The following is a 19,515-nucleotide window of genomic DNA, read 5'->3' on the forward strand; positions in this document are numbered from 1 at the left end:
GGATGGAGTATTGATTCTCTTTCCCTTTTTTCAAACAAGCAAGAATAGGAAGGTGGTTCACATGACATTACAAGTTCCAACAATATTAATTGGTTTAGGTGGAATCGGTAGTACTGTGACGCATCAAATATATGAAAAACTGCCTGAAGAGCGCCGAAAAAAGGTAGCAATGCACGTATTTGATACAGATGTGAATACTTTGAGTAAATTTGATCATATTCGAAAGTTTAAGACACAAACAAGTTCTAGTAAAACGCCTAGGGAGTATATTGCGGGAGATCCAACGATTCCAGAGTGGTTTCCGATGGATCCGACTATACTTGATAAACCATTAACAGAAGGAGCAGGACAGTTACGCGTCATTTCACGTTTAGCATTACGTGCTGCGATGAAAGAAGATAAATTGACCTCTTTTTGGCAAGAAATTGAGAAAATTTTTCCAGTTACAAGTGATCAAACAGAATATGGTGTGCGTGTCATTATAGTAACATCACTAGCAGGCGGAACAGGTTCGGGGATGTTTCTACAAATTGCATTATATTTACGTGAAATGCTTCGGAAAAAATTGCAGCATCATAACATTTTAATACGCGGTGCGTTTTTAATGCCTGATGTTTTAGTAAAGACGAGAACAGTTAGTGCGAAAGAGTTTGAGACGGTGCAAGCAAACGGATATGCATCGTTAAAAGAATTACATGCTATTACGCTCGGTTCTACTGGGGAATTATCAAAACGCGGCGGGGTAACAATTGAATTAGAGTATCGCCCTGATCAAGTAGATGAAGACGGAAGAACGAATCATACAATTAAACAACATCATTTACCGTACAATTATTGTTTCTTATACGACTACGAAAACCTACATGGACACCATTTGCACAATTTATCAGATTATATGGAGCAAATGGCAAATACAATTTATTTACAGTTATTTAGCCCGATGTCTACAAGTCATTTTGCACAGGAAGACAATCAAATTCAGCAATTAGCAGAATCAAGCGGAAAAGGACGATATTGCGGGGCAGGAACGGCAAAACTCATTTATCCGTATGAGCATGTGTTAAAATATTGTGCTTTAAAATGGGCTGTGCAAGGTTTAGATGAATCGTGGCTTCATTTAGATCAACTGTTTCAAGAGAAGAAGCAAAGATATGACCAAGATGTAAAACGTGGGATGCAGCGTGAAAAGCCGGAGAGAGGTAAAAGTTATTTAGAGGACTTGGAACATCTTGCTACCCGTCCAGAGCAAGCTCATATTTTCTATAGACAAATGTACAATGAAACGCGTGAAGGAGCAGAGGGTGGTAAGCTCGGAGTTGCGAAATCAAAACTGTTTTTAGAAGCTGTAGAAAGTTATGTACAACGCACGGTGCAAAAAGATGAGGAATTAAATCGTCTGCAACATGAGTGTAAAATTTCAGCTGCGAAGCTGAAAATGATGGAACAAATGAAAGGTGAAGTGGCAAGAGTGGATCATGCGGTGCGTTTATATGCGTATGCGATTCCGAGCCGTGTACATGAACATGTAACGACACTTTTATATGACATGATTGAATCAGACCGCTTTTCACCAAGTGGTTCTGAAGGGCAGTCCTATCAACTAAATACATGGTTTTTAAAGAAAACAGATCCAGTTCACCCAGTAGCAGCACGTTTTATGTTATATGAAATTCGAAAGCAGTTAGTAGAAAAAATGAATCGACTACATGAAAATAATGAACAAAAGCGTAATGTAATTCAAAACTACGATAAAAAATTTAATGTGGGTAATATCGATGGAACGGTAACGGCTGTACGCCGAGTAGAAATTGCTCAACAACAAGGCTGGTTTGGAAAAATGATTAATAATCAGCAACGTTTATTCAAAAGAGAATTTGAAGACATCGTAACGCAATATGTACACAAATTAAATGAATATCGAAAAGAAATGCTATTAGAACTTGTGTATCAATCGCTATATCAAACAGTTAATAAAATGATTCAATATTGGGAAAGGTTTTTTGATAATTTACATGAAACACGTGAAAATTTATTGTTTGAAATCCAAAAGCGCAGTAAGGAATTTGAAGGGAAAACAAACCCGACGAATGTATATGTATTAGCTGAGGAACAGCTGCAAGAAAAGATATGGCAAGATATGCAGCAACATTTAAATTTAGGTGTACTACCGAAAGATATATCAGCGGAAATTTATATGAGTTTGTACGGGGAATATTGTCGTGATGCGAAATCAGAAGAGATTCAGTCGAAAAAGGTAGAGGATTTCTACCGAGAACATATACTGAGCTATTGTTATGACGAACTGCAAGTACGCTATCGTGATAAATTAGAACTGAATATCATTGAGGCGTTGCGAAAAGAAGCGGATTATAAGAAACGTGATCGCGATGAATACGTTCGTGAAAAAATTGAAGACCTGTTCCATTTAGCGAGTCCATTCGTTCCGAAAGTTGCTCATCATAGGGAATTACAATATTGGGGTATACATCCTTCTTTAAAGAAAGAGCTGCAAGAGGAATTAATTCAAGAAATGTTTAAAGAAAAAGATACAGTACATGAAGCCTTTTCGCCATTTGAAGTGATCTGTTATCGAGCACATTACGGCTTATCGCTGCAAGACTTTCCTAAATTATCATCAGGACATATTTCAAACGGATTTATGAATGATAAAGGGGACTATTTCCAATCGTATTATCGCCGTGTAAACAAATTAAATAGTAAAAAATCTAGTTTAACGCCGCATTTAGATAAGTATTGGCACTTACCAGCCTTTATGCCAGATTTGAATGCGACTCAAACAAAATTAGATTATGATAAATGTAATCGTGCATTACTATACGCATATATGTATCGCTGGATTAGTTTAGTTGCTGTTGATGGACAGTTTGTGTATCAATATAACGGTGTGGGACGTAGCTTTTTAATTCAGTCGATGGGGAAAAATATTTCAAGCGAAAGTTATAAATTACACAGAGCATTGCTTCATAATCCGTTTATTTATGAAAACATCTTGTCACGATTTGAAGAAGAGCAAGAAAAGGCGATGATACAAGGGGGACATTTATATACACATCCGTTCGTATTAGGAGCCCAAGATGTAAGATGGCTTAGAAAAGAACATGTCCACAATCTTTTAGACATGATTTTAATGTATGACCGTGAAGCGAAGTATGATCCGACGTTAGAAGAAACATCAGATGAATTATTAAGACTATTCCTTGATGAAATCGAGTTGTATTTCCAGAACTATTACGGTACAGGTGCTGATATGGTTGCAAAGAAAGAGAAAGAAATGTTTATTAAACAATTGTGGGATCGCTCGCATGCGAAAGGATATGTAGATCCAAATAGCGCTCCGTATAAAAAATGGCAAAATTTATTAAGTATTCAAGATGAAGAAGAAACGCCAAAAACGAATGTATAGTGAATGAAAAGGGAATCCTTAAAAGTGGCAATACAACTTTAGAAAAGAGGGATTCTGATGCCGTTTTTAGGAAGTGTATATCAAATATTTGGGTTATATCCGGAACTTTATTATGGGATGATTTCAGCAGAGTTGCAAGAGGAAGCTCAGAAGGAGCATCTTGAAAATAGTAGTGCAGAAGCTGAAGTGGAAGAATAAAAAAAGTGCAGATGAAAATCTGCACTTTTTTGTTAGTATTAAAATGGTGAAATAACCTCAAATTAATTATGAATAATAATTAATTTGAGGTTATTATGATTTTCATTACATGATAATCTACACTTTTTTGTTAGTATTAAAATGGTGAAATAACCTCAAATTAATTATTATTTTTGAATAATAATTAATTTGAGGTTATTATGATTTTCATTACATTGTATGTAATGAAGGTTGTATGAAAATCAATGTAATAAAATGAATATGAATATTAAGGTGGGAAACAACAATGTTTTTGAGAAAATGATTATGTATAAAAATAACATTTGATACATAATCAACCGATTATTTTTGAGTGATTTATTATTGACAATATAATTAATTGTATGATAAATTCAATCAGCATTCTTAATGGTTTTTTGGTATGATTAATATTTTGAAAATTCAATACGGTATAAAGAGATTGATTTTTCTGTTTTTATTGAGACGGGTTACTAAGTCTATAAGGGAAGTGAACTATGTATATTTTTATTTTTAAAATAGAACAGTAATAAAGAATGTAACAAGTAAGAGATAAACTTGAAAAAGAGGTTTCAAAGAATGAGTCTTTTCATAAAGAAAGCAATGGATGAAGAAAAGAAAAAAGTATTGAATCAAACTTTAGGAGCGATTGATTTAACTCTTTTAGGTATTGGAGCAATTATTGGTACAGGTATTTTCGTATTAACTGGTATTGTAGCAGCGAAACATGCTGGTCCGGCGATTGTATTATCTTTTGTATTAGCGGCAATTATATGTGCATGTGTAGCTTTCTGTTATGCTGAATTTGCATCTACAGTTCCAGTTTCGGGAAGTGTATATTCATATACATATATGACACTAGGTGAGATTTTTGCATTTATAGTTGGCTGGAGTGTTATGCTGGAGTATTTATTAGCGACTTCTGCGGTTGCAGCAGGCTGGTCAGCATATTTTCAGTCACTGCTACTAGGTTTTAATATTCACATTCCTACGGTTTTTGCTTCGGCACCAGGAATGGAGAAGGGTGGAATCATTGATTTACCAGCAGTTCTTATTATTTTAGTTGTTACATTTTTATTAAGCCGTGGTGCAAAAGAAAGTGCACGAATTAATAATATAATGGTTATTATTAAACTGGCTGTTATTGTAGGATTTATTGTTGTAGGGACACAATATGTAAGACCAGAGAATTGGCAACCATTTCTACCGTTTGGTTTTCACGGTGTGGTAGGGGGCGCTGCTACTGTATTTTTTGCTTTTTTAGGATTTGATGCAGTTGCAACAGCCGCAGAGGAAGTGAAGCGTCCACAACGTAACGTGCCAATTGGGCTACTTGTTTCCTTGTTCATTTGTACCGTTCTATATGTAGGTGTTTCATTCGTGCTAACTGGAATGGTTCCGTTTACGGAATTAAATGTTGCTGATCCGGTTGCATATGCGTTGCGCACTGTAGGAGAAGATAGAATTGCTGGGTTGTTATCGGTGGGAGCGATAGCAGGGCTAACAACAGTTCTGTTAGTAGCTATGTTTGCATTTGTTCGTGTATCTTATTCGATGAGTCGAGATGGACTGTTACCAAAAAGACTTTCAAGTGTCCATAAACGTTTACAAACTCCATTTTTTAATACGTGGGTTACAGGTATACTAGCAGCTTTATTAGCGGGATTAGTGGATTTGAATTTATTAGCTAATTTAGTGAATATGGGAACGATAACAGCATTTGTGTTTGTATCTATAGCTGTCATTGTATTAAGAAAGACACATCCTGATATGAAGAGGCCATTCCGTGCCCCTCTAGTACCTTTTTTACCTATTGTTTCAATAGTAAGTTGTATATATTTGGCTTTGAACCTTTCTAAGCTTACTTTAATTAGTTTTGTGGCATGGATTATAATAGGCGTTTTCATATATTTTGTATATGCTAAAAAACATAGTAATGTTAGAAATGGAAATAGAGTATAGTCCATTGAAATAATACTTGTAATGGAAATGAAAACACGCTACTTATTCATATAAGAACAAGTAGTGTGTTTTTTCTATTTAATAATCCCATTTTCTAAAATTTTAATAGTTGGTGCTACTTTCACATTAGCTTTTGAAAAGGCACGTGGCCAATCATCTTCAACTTGTTTCCATTCTTTATAGTGAAATGCTCTCGCATAATCACCAAATCCGAATGGATCGAGTTGCTGTTTTTGAATTTTGTAGATTAATTCGTTTAAATCTTTGTTTAGTTGTTTTGTAATAAGAGAAGTTAATTTCTTTCTATCTTTATCTATATCCATGTTGAATGTAAGTTCAGATACGGCAATTTTTAAATCCATTTTAATATTAAATTTGAAGCGGTTATCGCTATAGTCTGTATCGATATCATGATTCATACTAAGAACGTTTATTGTTATGAAATCGTCGCCTTTTGTATCTTTTAGATGGCTATTACTTTCAACTAAATTAGAGGGGATTTTCATTGTAAGTGAAACGGGTATATTAGCTTTCTTTTGCACCATAAGAAGAAGGGCACTTTCATAGCGATTTAAAGACATCTTATAAGTTCCACGAGAAGTTAATAGTGCCGAACCGGTAACAATAACATCTTTCTTCCCTTTTTTTATTTCTGAAATAGCAGGAGTTACGCCTTTATTAAAAGTTTGTCTATGAAATTCATGGAATGTCGTAAACACGGTCCGATTGTATAGTTTGTTCGTATTAATTAAATCTGTTAAATATTCAGGAAGAGCAGGCTTATCTTTGAAATTATTATATATAACAGAAGAAATGGGGCCATCTACTGCAACCATGCGCATATTTCCTGTATTTTTAGGATCGCGATACCAAACATCCAGATAAGGCATAGCTCCTTCTTGTTTTAAAAAATTTGTGCTAAACAATATGAGCTGTAACTTTTCTGTGGACACTAAACCGCTGCTTGAACTGTTAAACGTATCTTTTGCTTCTCGGGGTGTATGTACTTTCGCTTCATGAATTTCGTACTTTTTCTCTACATCTTCATTAAAAATAGGGTTTACGTGATACACAATTAATTTTCCTTTTGGTTTTGCGTCAAAACCGTAAATTAATGAGATGGATTGTTTTTCTAAATCAAGCCGATCTTCACAGCCTACTAAAAAAATTATGAGGAAACAAAATATAATAAAATGAATACAACGTCTCATTTAAATTTTTCTCCTTTTCCAATGCTGATAAAGTGTCATGTATAAGAGAAATACCACTGGGAATAGAAAAACGATAAAATAACTAGCAGTTCCCCAAAATTCCCGCAACGCACTTATCTGATAAGAAGAAGGGATATAAAAGAATAAGATGAAAATACATCCGAATAATAAAAAATAAATAGGTAATGAACTGCCTTTTTTGTTAAGTAATTGATTAATTCCATCTGAAGCAGTGAAAATATAAGGAATACAGGAATCAAAAATAATAAAGAGATAAAATGACAAAAAGATAATTTCAAATCGCTCAAGAAATGAGAAGTGAAACGGTGTAACAAGAGAAAGTGTCGGCCATAAAAACTTTGTTATACCATCTGGACTAAAATAAATAAAAGAAACGAACGTGATTTGAAGATAAATAAATAACGTAATCAAATTCGCAATAACGATTCCTTTTTTTGCAGATGCTTTGTTAGTTAAATAAGGATAAAGGACAAACGAAAACTCGAATCCGAGAAACGCAATGATAGTTGATTTCACGGTGTTTATAATTGGTAGCCATCCTTCCTTGATAAGAGGAAGTAGATATATAAAATGCCCATCTTTAAGAGGAATAAATAATAATAATGGCATCCAAAGTGTAAAGATGACAGTGAAAACAGCAAAACGACTAATAATAAGTGCTCCTTTACATGCAAGCATAAGCATTGGAATAGATAGCAAAATCATAATTAAAGACATAGGAGATCTAGGTAAAATCCAAATGTGAATAACGTATAAGAGGGAAAAAATTAAGGAAACAGCTGCGAGTACAGCATATAAAATCCAAAAAATCATTACTACTCTTCCTAGCCATTTTCCAAGATAGCGTATCAGCACATCAAGTAAAGTATATCCTGGATGTTTTTCCATAATTTTTACAATACATAGACTGACTAAAGTAGTAATGACACATCCGATAATAATAGACATCCAGCCATCTGTATTCGCCCCTTGTGCAACTTCACGCGGGAGTGTAAGTACGCCGAATCCGACTTGAACACCACTAATAGTTAAAATGTATTGAAATAAAGTGATTTCCCTCTTTGCACGTTTTGTCACTTATTCTCCTCCTTTTCCTCAACATCGCTTTGCCGGTTATTTTGTTTTAATTGTAGAGATAGTGGCCGTTTCTTCATGATTTTCCATGGGAAACGTACAAGGGTATCTTTTAAGTCCGAAGCATATGACGGAGAAAAAGGACTACCATATGGCACACCAAGTGATTCCATAGAAAGAATATGGATGATAATGATTGCCATTCCAACCATAATTCCAATGACGCCAAATAAAGAGGCTGCTATCATCATTGGGAATCGAAGAAGCCGAATTCCTGCTGACATTTCTAAGTTAGGAATAATGAAAGAGGCAACCGCAGTAATTGATACGACGATAACCATAACGTTACTAACAATCCCAGCTTGAACCGCAGCTTGTCCAATTACAATTCCTCCTACGACGCCGATTGTTTGTCCAACAGGCCCAGGAAGCCGAATCGCTGCTTCTCGGAGCATTTCGAGAACTAATTCCATTAATAAAGCTTCTAATATGGGGGGGAAAGGAATTTTGGCTCGAGATTCTCCAATCGTTAACAACAATTTGAGCGGAATTACTTCATAATGGAAGGAAATCATAGCAATATAAAGAGCAGGAGCAAATATTGCAATAAATAGCCCAGTGAAACGAAGAAGTCGTATAAAAGATGGAATCATAGGTCTGAAGCTGTAATCATCTATCGTCTGAAAAAAGGATGAAAAGGTCATAGGTCCTATTAATACGCCTGGTGAGCGATCTACAACAACAGCGATTCGCCCATTCAAAATATGATGTGCCGTTGTGTCAGGACGTTCAGTGATAGACAATTGTGGGAAGAGAGTATAGGAATTATCTTCAACAAATCCTTCTAATTCATCGGTAGTAAGAATAGCATCTACTTTGATTGATTCGATGCGGCATGCCATATCTTGTACAACATCTTCGTTTGCAACATCTGCAAGATAAAGTAAAAAAACTTTAGAGGTTGCTCGTTCGCCAACAGTGAATTCCTTCACTTTTAATTCGCGATTTGGAATATAGCGACGAATAAGTGCGATACTATCACTTGCCACTTCATTAAATCCTTCGTGTGAGCTTTTTATGGAAGTCTCTGTTGTAGGTTCTTCAATACTCCTTTTTGGCGCCGCTTGTGTATCTAGTTCTAAAGCCGATAATTGACCGTTTATAAATAAAATACTTTTGCCATGTAAGAGAGATTGCTCAATGTCTATCCACTTCTGAACTTTTTTAATATTCCCTATAGAAACAGAAGATTCCCAAAAATCGTCTTCATTCCATTCTTTAAATAAGAGAGGCCGAAGAATATCTACATTAATAACAGTTTTATCTACAAGTCCTTCCATATATATAAGAGCAGCTTCTTTTCCGTTTTTTAACGGGAAAGTGCGTGTAATTAATTCTGGAATACCACTAAATAATTTGGATAAGTGTTTAAGATTAAGCGGCATGGAGGAAGAAATTTCTTTATGTAATACAGTTTCAGATTGCTCGTGTGTAGAGAAAGATTTTTCGCCCCTTATCCATTTTCGAAAAGAACCCATATATTCACCTTATTCCTCGTTGAACTTTATATGGGTTATTATGGATAGTTACATACAGACATATGCGCAGTTTAAAATTTATATTGTATATTTGTACATTTAACGCTATAATTATAGTGTTAAAGATGGAATCGTGATATGACCTGTTATGAATCTATCGTTTTATTTATGAATAAATGGATTGGTATTTTAGCAAGATGTGCTAATAAACTACTCCACCATGATAATAGCGTGCCAAAAATGTGGTGCGTATATTTTCGTGGTGGAGTTTTTTTATTCTCAAAAAGGGGGAAAGACCATGAATGACAACATGGTTCATATTACAATTGACGGAAAAAAGTATGCAGCGGAGCCTGGTTCAACGATATTGGGTGTGATTAATGAGAACGGGATTGAACATCCGCAAATTTGTTACGTGCCAGAAGTAGATCCTATTCAAACATGTGACACTTGTATTGTAGAAGTTGACGGAAAGTTAATGCGTTCTTGTTCGACGATAGCAACGGAAGGTATGGACATTGAACGTGCTTCTGTTCGCGCAAAAGAAGCACAAACAGAGGCGATGGATCGGTTACTAGAAAATCATTTATTATACTGTACAGTATGTGACAATAACAATGGGAACTGTAAACTGCATAATACAGCAGAATTAATGGAAATCGAACATCAAAAATATCCTTATGAACCGAAAGTAGATGTAAGTGAAGTTGATATGACGCATCCGTTTTATCGCTATGACCCTAATCAATGTATTGCATGCGGTCAATGCGTTGAGGTGTGTCAAAACTTACAAGTAAATGAAACGTTATCGATAGACTGGGAAGCGGAACGCCCACGAGTTATTTGGGATGAAGGAGTAAATATTAATGATTCTTCATGCGTTAGCTGTGGTCAATGTGTAACGATTTGCCCTTGTAACGCTTTAATGGAGAAAACGATGCTCGGTGAAGCTGGATTTATGACTGGATTAAAACCAGATATTCTTGAACCGATGGTAGATTTAATTAAAGAAGTTGAGCCTGGATATAGCGGTATTTTTGCGGTATCAGAAGCGGAAGCGGCCATGCGTGATACTCGTACGAAGAAAACGAAAACAGTATGTACATTTTGTGGTGTAGGTTGTTCGTTTGAAGTGTGGACGAAGGGGCGTAAAATCCTTAAAGTACAGCCATCTTCAGATGCACCAGTTAACGCAATTTCCACTTGTGTAAAAGGGAAATTTGGTTGGGATTTCGTAAATTCTAAAGAACGAATTACAAAACCTTTAATTCGTAAAAATGGAACGTTTGTTGAATCTACATGGGAAGAAGCATTGAATGTAGTTGCAAGTAAATTAGGATCGATTAAAGAAGAGTACGGTAAAGATGCTATCGGTTTTATTTCTTCATCTAAAATTACGAATGAAGACAATTACGTTATTCAAAAACTAGCCCGACAAGTATTTGAAACGAATAATATTGATAACTGCTCACGTTATTGCCAATCACCAGCAACGGATGGTTTGTTCCGTACAATTGGTATGGGCGGTGATGCAGGAACGATTAAAGATATTGCGCAATCTGGTCTTGTTATTATTGTAGGATGTAATCCGACAGAAGGTCATCCTGTTTTAGCTACACGTATTAAACGTGCACATAAATTACACGGACAAAAGTTAATTGTAGCTGATCTTCGTAAAACAGAAATGGCAGAGCGATCAGATGTCTTTATTAGTCCAAAACAAGGAACAGATCAAGTATGGTTAATGGCTGTTACGAAATATATGATTGATCAAGGTTGGCATGATCAAGAATTTATTAATGAGAATGTAAACTTCTTTGAAGATTTCAAAGAGAGCCTGAAAGAATATACACTTGAATATGGAGAAGAAATGACTGGTATTTCAAAAGAAACACTTATTCAAATGGCTGAAATGATTCGTGATGCAGATGGTACATGTATCCTTTGGGGGATGGGAGTAACGCAAAATACAGGTGGCTCTGATACTTCCGCTGCGATTTCAAACTTACTTCTTGCAACAGGGAACTATCGTCGTCCAGGAGCAGGTGCATACCCACTTCGAGGTCACAATAACGTACAAGGTGCTTGTGATATGGGTACTTTACCAGGATGGCTTCCAGGATATCAGCACGTTACTAACGAAATGGAGCGTGCGAAATTTGAAACTGCTTACGGAGTGAAAATTGATAGTGAACCAGGTCTTAATAATATTGAAATGCTTCACGCAATTGACGAAGGAAAAATGAAAGCAATGTATCTTGTCGGAGAAGATATGGCTCTTGTAGATTCTAATGCAAATCATGTACATGAAGTGTTAACGAGCCTTGATTTCTTCGTTGTGCAAGATGTTTTCCTTTCTAAAACTGCTCAATATGCAGATGTTGTATTACCAGCAGCGCCATCTCTTGAGAAAGAAGGTACTTTCACAAATACAGAGCGCCGTGTCCAAAGATTATATCAAGTTCTTCCTACGCTAGGAGATGCGAAACCAGACTGGTGGATCGTCCAGGAAGTTGCGAATAAACTAGGTGCAAACTGGAATTATAGCCACCCAAGTGAAATCTTTGCTGAAATGGCAAGTTTATCACCATTGTTCTCGCAAGCGAACTATGAAGTACTTGAAGGATGGAACAGTTTCCATTGGGGAAGTTTTGATGGAACGAATACACCACTTCTGTTCCAAGATGGATTTAACTTCCCAGATAAAAAAGCTCGTTTTGCGATTGCTGACTGGGTACGTCCAGCTGAATTTCCAGCCGAGTTTGACCTTCACATTAACAACGGTCGTATGCTTGAGCATTTCCATGAAGGGAATATGACAAATAAATCAACAGGTATTCAAACGAAAGTACCTGGTGTTTTCGTTGAAATCTCTCCAGACCTTGCAAAAGAACGTGGCGTAAAAACAGGTTCGTTAGTTCGTCTTGTCTCTCCTTTTGGAGCATTAAAATTACGTGCACTCGTTACAGATCGTGTAAAAGCGAATGAGTTATATTTACCGATGAACTCTACAGATAACGAAACGGCAATTAATTTCTTAACAGGTCCTGCTGTGGATGTACGTACGAATACACCTGCGTATAAACAAACGAAAGTACGTATGGAAGTGTTAGAAGTTGATGGCGAAAATCCGATGCCAAAAGCGAACCCACGCAATAAAAAACGTCACCCTCAAGCTGGAATTGAGGTACATCGTAAGTGGGCACGTACAGGGTATGTGCATTTAACGGATAAGTAGGAGGAGAAAACTATGGCTGCACCTATAAAAATGATTCAAAAACAAGAATTAACTGAGGAAGAAATAAAACAGCAAAAGTTAGATGATTTAAAAGAGCTTCTAACTAATAATGAAGAAGCTCTAAATCAGATGTTTAATATAGTAGGGGAATTAAATGACATTGGAATGCTAGAAGCTGCAAATTCTATGCTAAAAGCGAAAGAACCAATTGCGAAGATTGTTCTAGGTCAAGTAACTCGTGAGCCTGTTACAAATTTAATTAATAATATGATGGGCGCTGCAGGTGCGTTAACTGAACTTGACCCAGAACTTACGAAAAAGCTTATAGGTAGTTTATTAGTCGGGCTAGAAGAAGGTAATGAACATCTAGAAAGTAATAAAAAAGTAGGGGTATTCGATCTTATGAAAGTATTGAAAGACCCAGATATTAACCGTGCGATCGGGTTTGGGCTTCATTTCTTAAAAGGTATGGGGAAAGGGTTAAAAGACGAATAAACTTCATGAAGTGAACCTTTTCGCCCAAATATTTGTACGAAATAGTTTGGGCGGAAGGCTCATTTTGGTAAAATATATAATAAAGTAAAATGAGGCTTTTGGGAGGTATAATTGTATGTCAAAAAAAGTACATGAATTTAATGATATGATCCGAAAACTTCGAAAGGAACTTTTCGGAAAAGGACCGGAACGAATTCATACTGTTTTTGCAGAAAATATGGCTATAGCGACTCTTTATGGAAACTTAACACCTACTGAAAAATTTATTTCAAGTACGATGGACGGTGCGGAAATGGTTCATATGGCTAGAACAAAAATGATTCAAGAAGTGTATGCTGCGAATTCCCGTGAACATTTGGAGGAACTTGTTGGCGCGAAATTAGTGAATTTGTTTTCAGATATGAAAGTAGAAGAAGATATTGCAGTTTCGGTATTTGTTTTTGATAAAAATATAACGTGAGAGAAGGATACTGATCGTGAAACCGATACAGGTAGAAAGAGAAATCTTTCGTTATGAACAAGAGGTATTTAAGCATATAGAGGACAGCATTGTAACAGAGTTTCCTGTCACCATTAAAATGAACGGACAGGAGTTTGTTACAATGGTTAGTACTCCAGAATATATAGAAGATATGGTAATAGGCTTCTTAGCATCTGAAGGAATCATTCGAAAGTATGAAGATATTGATAGTGTATGGGTGCAGGAGAAAGAAGGATTTGTACATGTAACAACGACAAAAGTAAATCCGTATTATGAACAAATGCAAAATAAACGATATATTACGTCTTGTTGTGGTATGAGTAGGCAAGGATTTGTTTTTGCAAATGATGCACTAAGTGCAAAAAAGATGAAGGGTGTCCATGTACAGGTTGCTGCCGATGATTGTTTTCGGTTAATGAAAGAAATGCAGCAATCTGCGGATACGTTTCATCATACTGGCGGGGTTCATAATGCAGCTTTATGTGATGTGAATGGTATTATTTTAAGCCGAATGGATATTGGTAGGCATAATGCACTAGACAAAATTTACGGTTATTGTTTAAAAAACGATATTTCTATAAAAGATAAAATCATTGTTTTTAGTGGTCGTATTTCTTCGGAAATATTATTGAAAGTTGCAAAAATCGGTTGTGAAATTATACTATCAAAATCAGCTCCAACTGAGTTAGCTTTGCAACTAGCGGAAGATTTAGGTATTACGACAATAGGATTTATTCGTAATCAATCCTTAAATGTGTATACCCATCCAGAGCGTGTTTTAAATATAAAATAAAAGTGAGGCAATGAAGATGAAATCAGTTACATTAGACAAGTTGCAACGTCCGTTAAAGGATTTACGTATTTCAGTTACTGATCGCTGTAATTTTCGCTGTCGATATTGTATGCCAGAAGAAATATTTGGTCCTGATTACTCGTTTTTGTCTAATGACAAAATTTTATCTTTTGATGAAATTGAAAGGATAACACGTATTTTCGTTTCTTTAGGTGTGAGAAAATTACGGATTACAGGCGGAGAACCGTTACTTAGAAGAGGGCTTCCAAAGCTTATTGAGCGGCTTCATAAAATAGATGGTGTAGAAGATATCGGTTTAACAACCAATGGATCGTTACTTAAAAAATTTGCTCCTGATTTATATAAGGCGGGACTATCACGTGTAACAGTTAGCTTAGATTCCTTAGAAGAAGAGCGGTTTTTCTATTTAAATGGTAATAGGAGCAAAGTGCAAAGGGTTCTGGAAGGAATACAGGCTGCAGCTGAAGTTGGAATGAAAATTAAAATAAACATGGTCGTTCAAAAGGGAAAAAACGAACAGGACATTTTGCAGATGGCGCAATACTTTAAGGAAAACAAGCATATTCTTCGTTTTATTGAGTATATGGACGTTGGAAATTATAATGGTTGGGATTTAAAAGAGGTCGTCTCTAAACAAGAAATAGTAGATACGATTCATCAAGTTATGCCGTTAGAACGGATAGAAGCAAATTATTCTGGTGAAGTGGCTACTAGGTATCGTTATATAGGAAGCGACGAGGAAATAGGTATTATTTCATCGGTAACAGATTCTTTTTGCTCATCATGTACGAGAGCTCGTATTTCTGCAGAAGGAAAATTATATACTTGCTTATTTGCTTCTAAAGGAAATGATTTAAGAGAATTGCTTCGTTCTGAACATACAGATGAGGACATTACAGATGTAGTACGCGATATATGGAATAATAGGGAAGATCGTTATTCAGATGAACGCTTAAATCATAAAAATAAGAATACAATACCTAAAATTGAAATGTCACATATCGGTGGTTAATATATAAAGCTAGCGTCATAGTGAAAAATGGGGAATTTACAAGAGTTGTGGATTTTCTATTTTATAGTAAAAGTGATGATTGATATCTCTGTAAAAGATGTGCAGAGAAATTAAGCAGCATTCAAAAACCTTTATTTTGAGGAGGTTTTTTGAAGCTGCTTTTTTATTTGGAGAAAATGGAGGAATGGGTAATGGCATTTCATAAGCCGGAACAAATTGCTGAGCTTGTCATTGAGGCCGGTGTTCAAAAAGTAAGACAGACATTGCCAGCGATGCTTATTCTCGGTTTTTTAGGAGGAGCGTTTATTGCGATAGGTTTTTTACTTAACATTCGAGTTTTAGGGAATTTACCTGAGCGCTGGGGGAGTCTAGTGAATGTTTTAGGAGGAGCGGTATTTCCTGTTGGACTTATGCTCGTAGTATTAGCAGGAGGAGAATTAATTACGGGAAATATGATGTCACTGTCTATGGCGCTTTATGCAAAGAAAATTACATTGATAAGTGTACTGAATAACTGGGTTTGGATTACTCTCATGAATTTTATTGGGGCAATTTTCGTTGCGTATTGCTTTGGACATCTTGGCGGATTAACAGAGGGAGAGTATTTAAATAAAACAGTAGCGATAGCGGAAGGGAAGTTACATGAATCATTTGGAAGAACTTTAATTTTAGCAATTGGTTGTAATTGGCTCGTTTGTCTTGCTCTTTGGCTCGCTTACGGGACGAGTGATTTTGTCGGAAAAATCATCGGAATTTGGATTCCAATTATGGCATTTGTAGTGATTGGATTTCAGCAAGTAGTAGCAAATATGTTTGTCATTTCCGCTGTTATTTTTGCTGGTCATCTAACGTGGATGGATTTGGCTAAAAATTTTGTTCCTGTTTTTATCGGAAATGTAATTGGAGGAGCTGGGTTTGTTGGTTTTGCTTACTTTGCTTGTTATCAGAAACAACATTCTAATATGAAATAGAGTTCTTGAGAGGAAGGGTATGTAATGGCTGATCGGTATTCACGACAACAGTTGTTCAAACCAATTGGGAGTAAAGGACAAGAAAAAATTCGAAATAAACATGTGTTAATTGTAGGGGCAGGCGCATTAGGAAGTGCAAGTGCCGAAAGTTTCGTACGTGCAGGTGTTGGCAAGTTGACGATTATTGATCGTGACTACGTTGAATGGAGTAATTTACAAAGGCAACAATTGTACTCTGAACAAGATGCGAGAGAGAAAATGCCGAAAGCAATTGCTGCAAAAAATCGGTTAGAACAAATTAATTCGGAAGTACAAATACATGCTTTCGTAATGGATGCAACTTCAGAAAATATGGAAGGTCTATTAAAAAATGTAGATGTAATCATTGATGCAACAGATAATTTTGATATTCGATTTGTAATAAATGATTTATCACAAAAACATAATATTCCTTGGGTATATGGTTCTTGCGTTGGATCGTATGGTATGAGTTATACAATTATTCCGCAAGAGACACCGTGTTTACATTGTATGCTGAAAAATATTCCTGTTACAGGTGTGACATGTGATACCGCTGGAATTATTAGCCCGACTGTTCAAATCGTCGCAGCATATCAATTGGCAGAAGCACTCAAAATTTTAGTGGAAGATTTCTCAGCAATTAGAAAAACATTTTTCATGTTTGATATATGGAGTAATCAAAATCATTTTATAAAATTAGGGAAAATAAAAACAGACGCTTGTCTCTCATGCGGTTTGAATCGAACTTATCCTTATTTATCATACGAAAATCAAACGAAAGCAGCTGTTTTATGCGGAAGAAATACAGTTCAAATTAGAACAGTAGACAATAGGAAATACAATTTTGATGATATAGAAAAAGTATTACAAAAACTGGGGAAAGTAGATCGGAATCCGTATTTACTATCTTGCCAATTCGATGATTACCGCGTGGTTGTTTTTCGAGATGGTCGTGTTTTTATTCATGGTACAAATGATATTTCGAAAGCGAAACAACTATATTATCGCGTATTCGGTTAATAGAGAGGGTGTCAACAATGGAAAGAAGAGTGCCAATTACGGTTGAAGAAGCTGTTCGTAAAGTGATGGGATTTGCTGATAAAGGCTTAAAGGAGCTATTACCAATTGAATTAGCTTATGGACGTATATTAGCAGAGGATTTAATAGCTGACCATGATGTACCGTCATTTAATCGTTCGCCGTATGACGGATTTGCTATTCGAGCAGAAGATACTAATTTAGCAAGTTATGAAACGCCAATTGTATTTGAAGTAGTGGGTGAAATTGGTGCAGGATCGCTATTCCATGAGAAAGTAGGTCCGTTTCAAGCAGTTCGAATTATGACGGGAGCACAAATTCCGAATGGGTGTGATGCGGTTGTTATGTTAGAGCTGACTCGTCAATATGAGAAGAATGGCAACAATTATATGGAAGTGAAGCGATCATTCAAAAAGGGCGACAATATTTCTTTTCAAGGTGAAGATGCTCGTAAAGGAACGGTTCTTGCAAAGAAAGGATCGTACATTAATCCAGGTATTTCAGCTCTTCTTGCTACATTCGGTTATAGTGAAGTGCCAGTTGCGAGAAAGCCTGTAATTGGACTGTTAGCGACTGGGAGTGAATTACTGGATGTCAATGATTCATTACAGCCAGGGAAAATCCGAAACAGTAATACGTACATGATATTGTCTCAAATTCGAAGAGCGGGCGGAAGAGTAAAATATTTTGGGAAGTTTAGTGATGATTTTAATACGTGTTTTACAGCTGTGAAAGAAGCGCTTGGGCAAGTGGATATGTTAATTACAACGGGCGGTGTATCAGTAGGAGATTACGATTATTTACCAGCTATTTACGAAAAGTTAGGTGCCTCTGTTCTTTTCAATAAAGTTGCAATGCGGCCAGGGAGTGTTACGACTGTAGCACAATTAAATGGCAAGTTATTATTTGGTTTATCAGGAAATCCATCAGCTTGTTATGTAGGGTTTGAATTATTCGTAAGACCGTGTATTCGGGCGTATATGTTTAGTGAAAAAGTACATTTAAAAAGAGAAAAAGCGTTATTAGGAGAAGATTTTCTAAAACCGAATCCATTTACAAGATTTGTACGAGCGAAATTGCAATATGATGAGGGGAAATTAATAGCTTATCCATCAGGTTTTGATAAATCTAGCTCAGTTTCCTCATTGGCAGAATCAAACGTGTTTATCGTATTGCCGGGCGGGACAAGAGGATATAAAAAAGATATGTTTGTCGATGTTCTTTTATTAGAAGATAACGAAGGTAGTGAATGGCCTTGGACATTTCATAAAGTGAGAGGTGGTTCTAATGGGACAAGTGTTATTTGAGATTGTAGATAATCCGATTTTAGTTGAAGAAGTAACGAATAAAGTCGCAAGAAGGGAAGCGGGTGCGATTACAACATTTATTGGTACCGTGAGAGAACTTACAAAAGGAAAACGAACGCTACATTTAGAGTATGAAGCATATAAACCGATGGCAGTAAAACAACTTATGAGAATTGGTGAAGAAATTAGTGAAAGATGGCCGGATGCAAAAGTAGCAATTACGCACCGTGTAGGGCGGCTAGAAATCATGGATATTGCGGTAGTCATTGCAGTTTCATCACCGCATCGTAAAGTAGCTTATGAAGCGAATGAGTACGCGATTGAACGTATAAAACGAATCGTTCCAATTTGGAAAAAAGAATTTCGGGAAGATGGAACGATGTGGGTTGGAGATCAACTTGAAAACACACCATATCCAGAAGGAAAACCAAAGAAGGAAGAATGAGAAAATGATTACAATTTTATTGTTTGCAAATTTGCGTGAGGAAGTCGGATTGGATCAATTAATAATTTCAGAAAAACAAGAAATGACTGTTGGGCAATTAAAAGAATGGTTGAAAGATAGTTATCATTTGCAATCCTTGGATACAGTAATGGTTGCAATTAATGAAGAGTTTGTAACGAATGAAGAGATGATAAAAGTAGGAGATATAGTCGCATTAATCCCGCCCGTTAGCGGAGGGTAATAAGCT

General features: G+C 36.1%; 16 protein-coding genes. 13 read left to right on the forward strand and 3 right to left on the reverse strand.

The window, feature by feature from the left end:
- Window positions 1-61 precede the first annotated feature (61 nt).
- The 3 genes from DN403_RS08930 to bcaP all read left to right on the forward strand — a co-directional run bounded on the left by DN403_RS08930 (window position 62) and on the right by bcaP (window position 5,602).
- A complete protein-coding gene (locus tag DN403_RS08930; protein WP_016077391.1) occupies window positions 62-3,424 on the forward strand; it encodes a tubulin-like doman-containing protein in 3,363 nt (1,120 codons plus the stop codon).
- A 57-nt stretch (window positions 3,425-3,481) separates the two neighbouring features.
- A complete protein-coding gene (locus DN403_RS08935) occupies window positions 3,482-3,622 on the forward strand; it encodes a hypothetical protein (RefSeq protein WP_001116193.1) in 141 nt (46 codons plus the stop codon).
- A gap of 597 nt (window positions 3,623-4,219) precedes the next feature.
- Window positions 4,220-5,602 carry a branched-chain amino acid transporter BcaP gene (bcaP, locus tag DN403_RS08940; protein WP_149185395.1) on the forward strand — a complete coding sequence of 461 codons (1,383 nt, stop codon included), beginning with the start codon at window positions 4,220-4,222 and terminating at the stop codon, window positions 5,600-5,602.
- A 74-nt stretch (window positions 5,603-5,676) separates the two neighbouring features.
- Here the strand turns inward: bcaP and DN403_RS08945 are convergent, their stop codons facing one another.
- The 3 genes from DN403_RS08945 to DN403_RS08955 are packed head-to-tail and all read right to left on the reverse strand — an operon-like array spanning window position 5,677 to window position 9,446.
- Window positions 5,677-6,813, reverse strand: coding sequence for a Ger(x)C family spore germination protein (locus DN403_RS08945; RefSeq protein ID WP_001250481.1), 1,137 nt, complete (start codon window positions 6,811-6,813; stop codon window positions 5,677-5,679).
- The gene (locus DN403_RS08950) at window positions 6,814-7,911 is read right to left on the reverse strand and encodes an endospore germination permease (protein ID WP_000166526.1); all 1,098 of its coding nucleotides are present in this window, start codon (window positions 7,909-7,911) and stop codon (window positions 6,814-6,816) included. It abuts the gene before it with no gap.
- A complete protein-coding gene (locus DN403_RS08955) occupies window positions 7,908-9,446 on the reverse strand; it encodes a spore germination protein (protein ID WP_149185396.1) in 1,539 nt (512 codons plus the stop codon). Before DN403_RS08955 ends, DN403_RS08950 begins: the two co-directional genes overlap by 4 nt.
- 298 nt (window positions 9,447-9,744) lie before the next feature.
- On the opposite strand from DN403_RS08955, the gene fdhF reads away from it, so the two are divergent.
- The 10 genes from fdhF to moaD all read left to right on the forward strand — a co-directional run bounded on the left by fdhF (window position 9,745) and on the right by moaD (window position 19,509).
- Window positions 9,745-12,684, forward strand: coding sequence for a formate dehydrogenase subunit alpha (gene fdhF / locus DN403_RS08960; RefSeq protein WP_098437522.1), 2,940 nt, complete (start codon window positions 9,745-9,747; stop codon window positions 12,682-12,684).
- A gap of 12 nt (window positions 12,685-12,696) precedes the next feature.
- Window positions 12,697-13,179: a helical membrane plugin domain-containing protein gene (locus tag DN403_RS08965; RefSeq protein WP_000729897.1), complete on the forward strand. Its 483-nt coding sequence runs from the start codon at window positions 12,697-12,699 to the stop codon at window positions 13,177-13,179.
- A gap of 115 nt (window positions 13,180-13,294) precedes the next feature.
- Entirely contained in the window at window positions 13,295-13,639 is a 345-nt protein-coding gene (locus DN403_RS08970; protein ID WP_000039582.1) for a Na-translocating system protein MpsC family protein, read from the forward strand.
- A 16-nt stretch (window positions 13,640-13,655) separates the two neighbouring features.
- Complete coding sequence (gene fdhD, locus DN403_RS08975; protein WP_086397752.1) at window positions 13,656-14,453, forward strand: formate dehydrogenase accessory sulfurtransferase FdhD; 798 nt, start codon at window positions 13,656-13,658, stop codon at window positions 14,451-14,453.
- 16 nt (window positions 14,454-14,469) lie between these two features.
- Complete coding sequence (moaA, locus tag DN403_RS08980; RefSeq protein ID WP_000844115.1) at window positions 14,470-15,486, forward strand: GTP 3',8-cyclase MoaA; 1,017 nt, start codon at window positions 14,470-14,472, stop codon at window positions 15,484-15,486.
- 191 nt (window positions 15,487-15,677) lie between these two features.
- Window positions 15,678-16,457, forward strand: a complete 780-nt coding sequence (locus DN403_RS08985; RefSeq protein ID WP_000863998.1) for a formate channel — start codon at window positions 15,678-15,680, stop codon at window positions 16,455-16,457.
- Window positions 16,458-16,481: 24 nt separating this feature from the next.
- The gene (locus DN403_RS08990) at window positions 16,482-17,498 is read left to right on the forward strand and encodes a molybdopterin-synthase adenylyltransferase MoeB (RefSeq protein ID WP_000785263.1); all 1,017 of its coding nucleotides are present in this window, start codon (window positions 16,482-16,484) and stop codon (window positions 17,496-17,498) included.
- Between the two features lie 17 nt (window positions 17,499-17,515).
- Window positions 17,516-18,823, forward strand: a complete 1,308-nt coding sequence (locus DN403_RS08995) for a molybdopterin molybdotransferase MoeA (protein WP_149185397.1) — start codon at window positions 17,516-17,518, stop codon at window positions 18,821-18,823.
- A complete protein-coding gene (moaE, locus tag DN403_RS09000; protein ID WP_000531883.1) occupies window positions 18,804-19,268 on the forward strand; it encodes a molybdopterin synthase catalytic subunit MoaE in 465 nt (154 codons plus the stop codon). Before DN403_RS08995 ends, moaE begins: the two co-directional genes overlap by 20 nt.
- Before the next feature lie 4 nt (window positions 19,269-19,272).
- Window positions 19,273-19,509, forward strand: a complete 237-nt coding sequence (gene moaD / locus DN403_RS09005) for a molybdopterin converting factor subunit 1 (RefSeq protein WP_000628473.1) — start codon at window positions 19,273-19,275, stop codon at window positions 19,507-19,509.
- The last annotated feature ends 6 nt before the right edge of the window (window positions 19,510-19,515 follow it).

The organism is Bacillus sp. AY2-1 (assembly GCF_008368965.1).
GTDB classification, from domain to species: domain Bacteria; phylum Bacillota; class Bacilli; order Bacillales; family Bacillaceae_G; genus Bacillus_A; species Bacillus_A thuringiensis_S.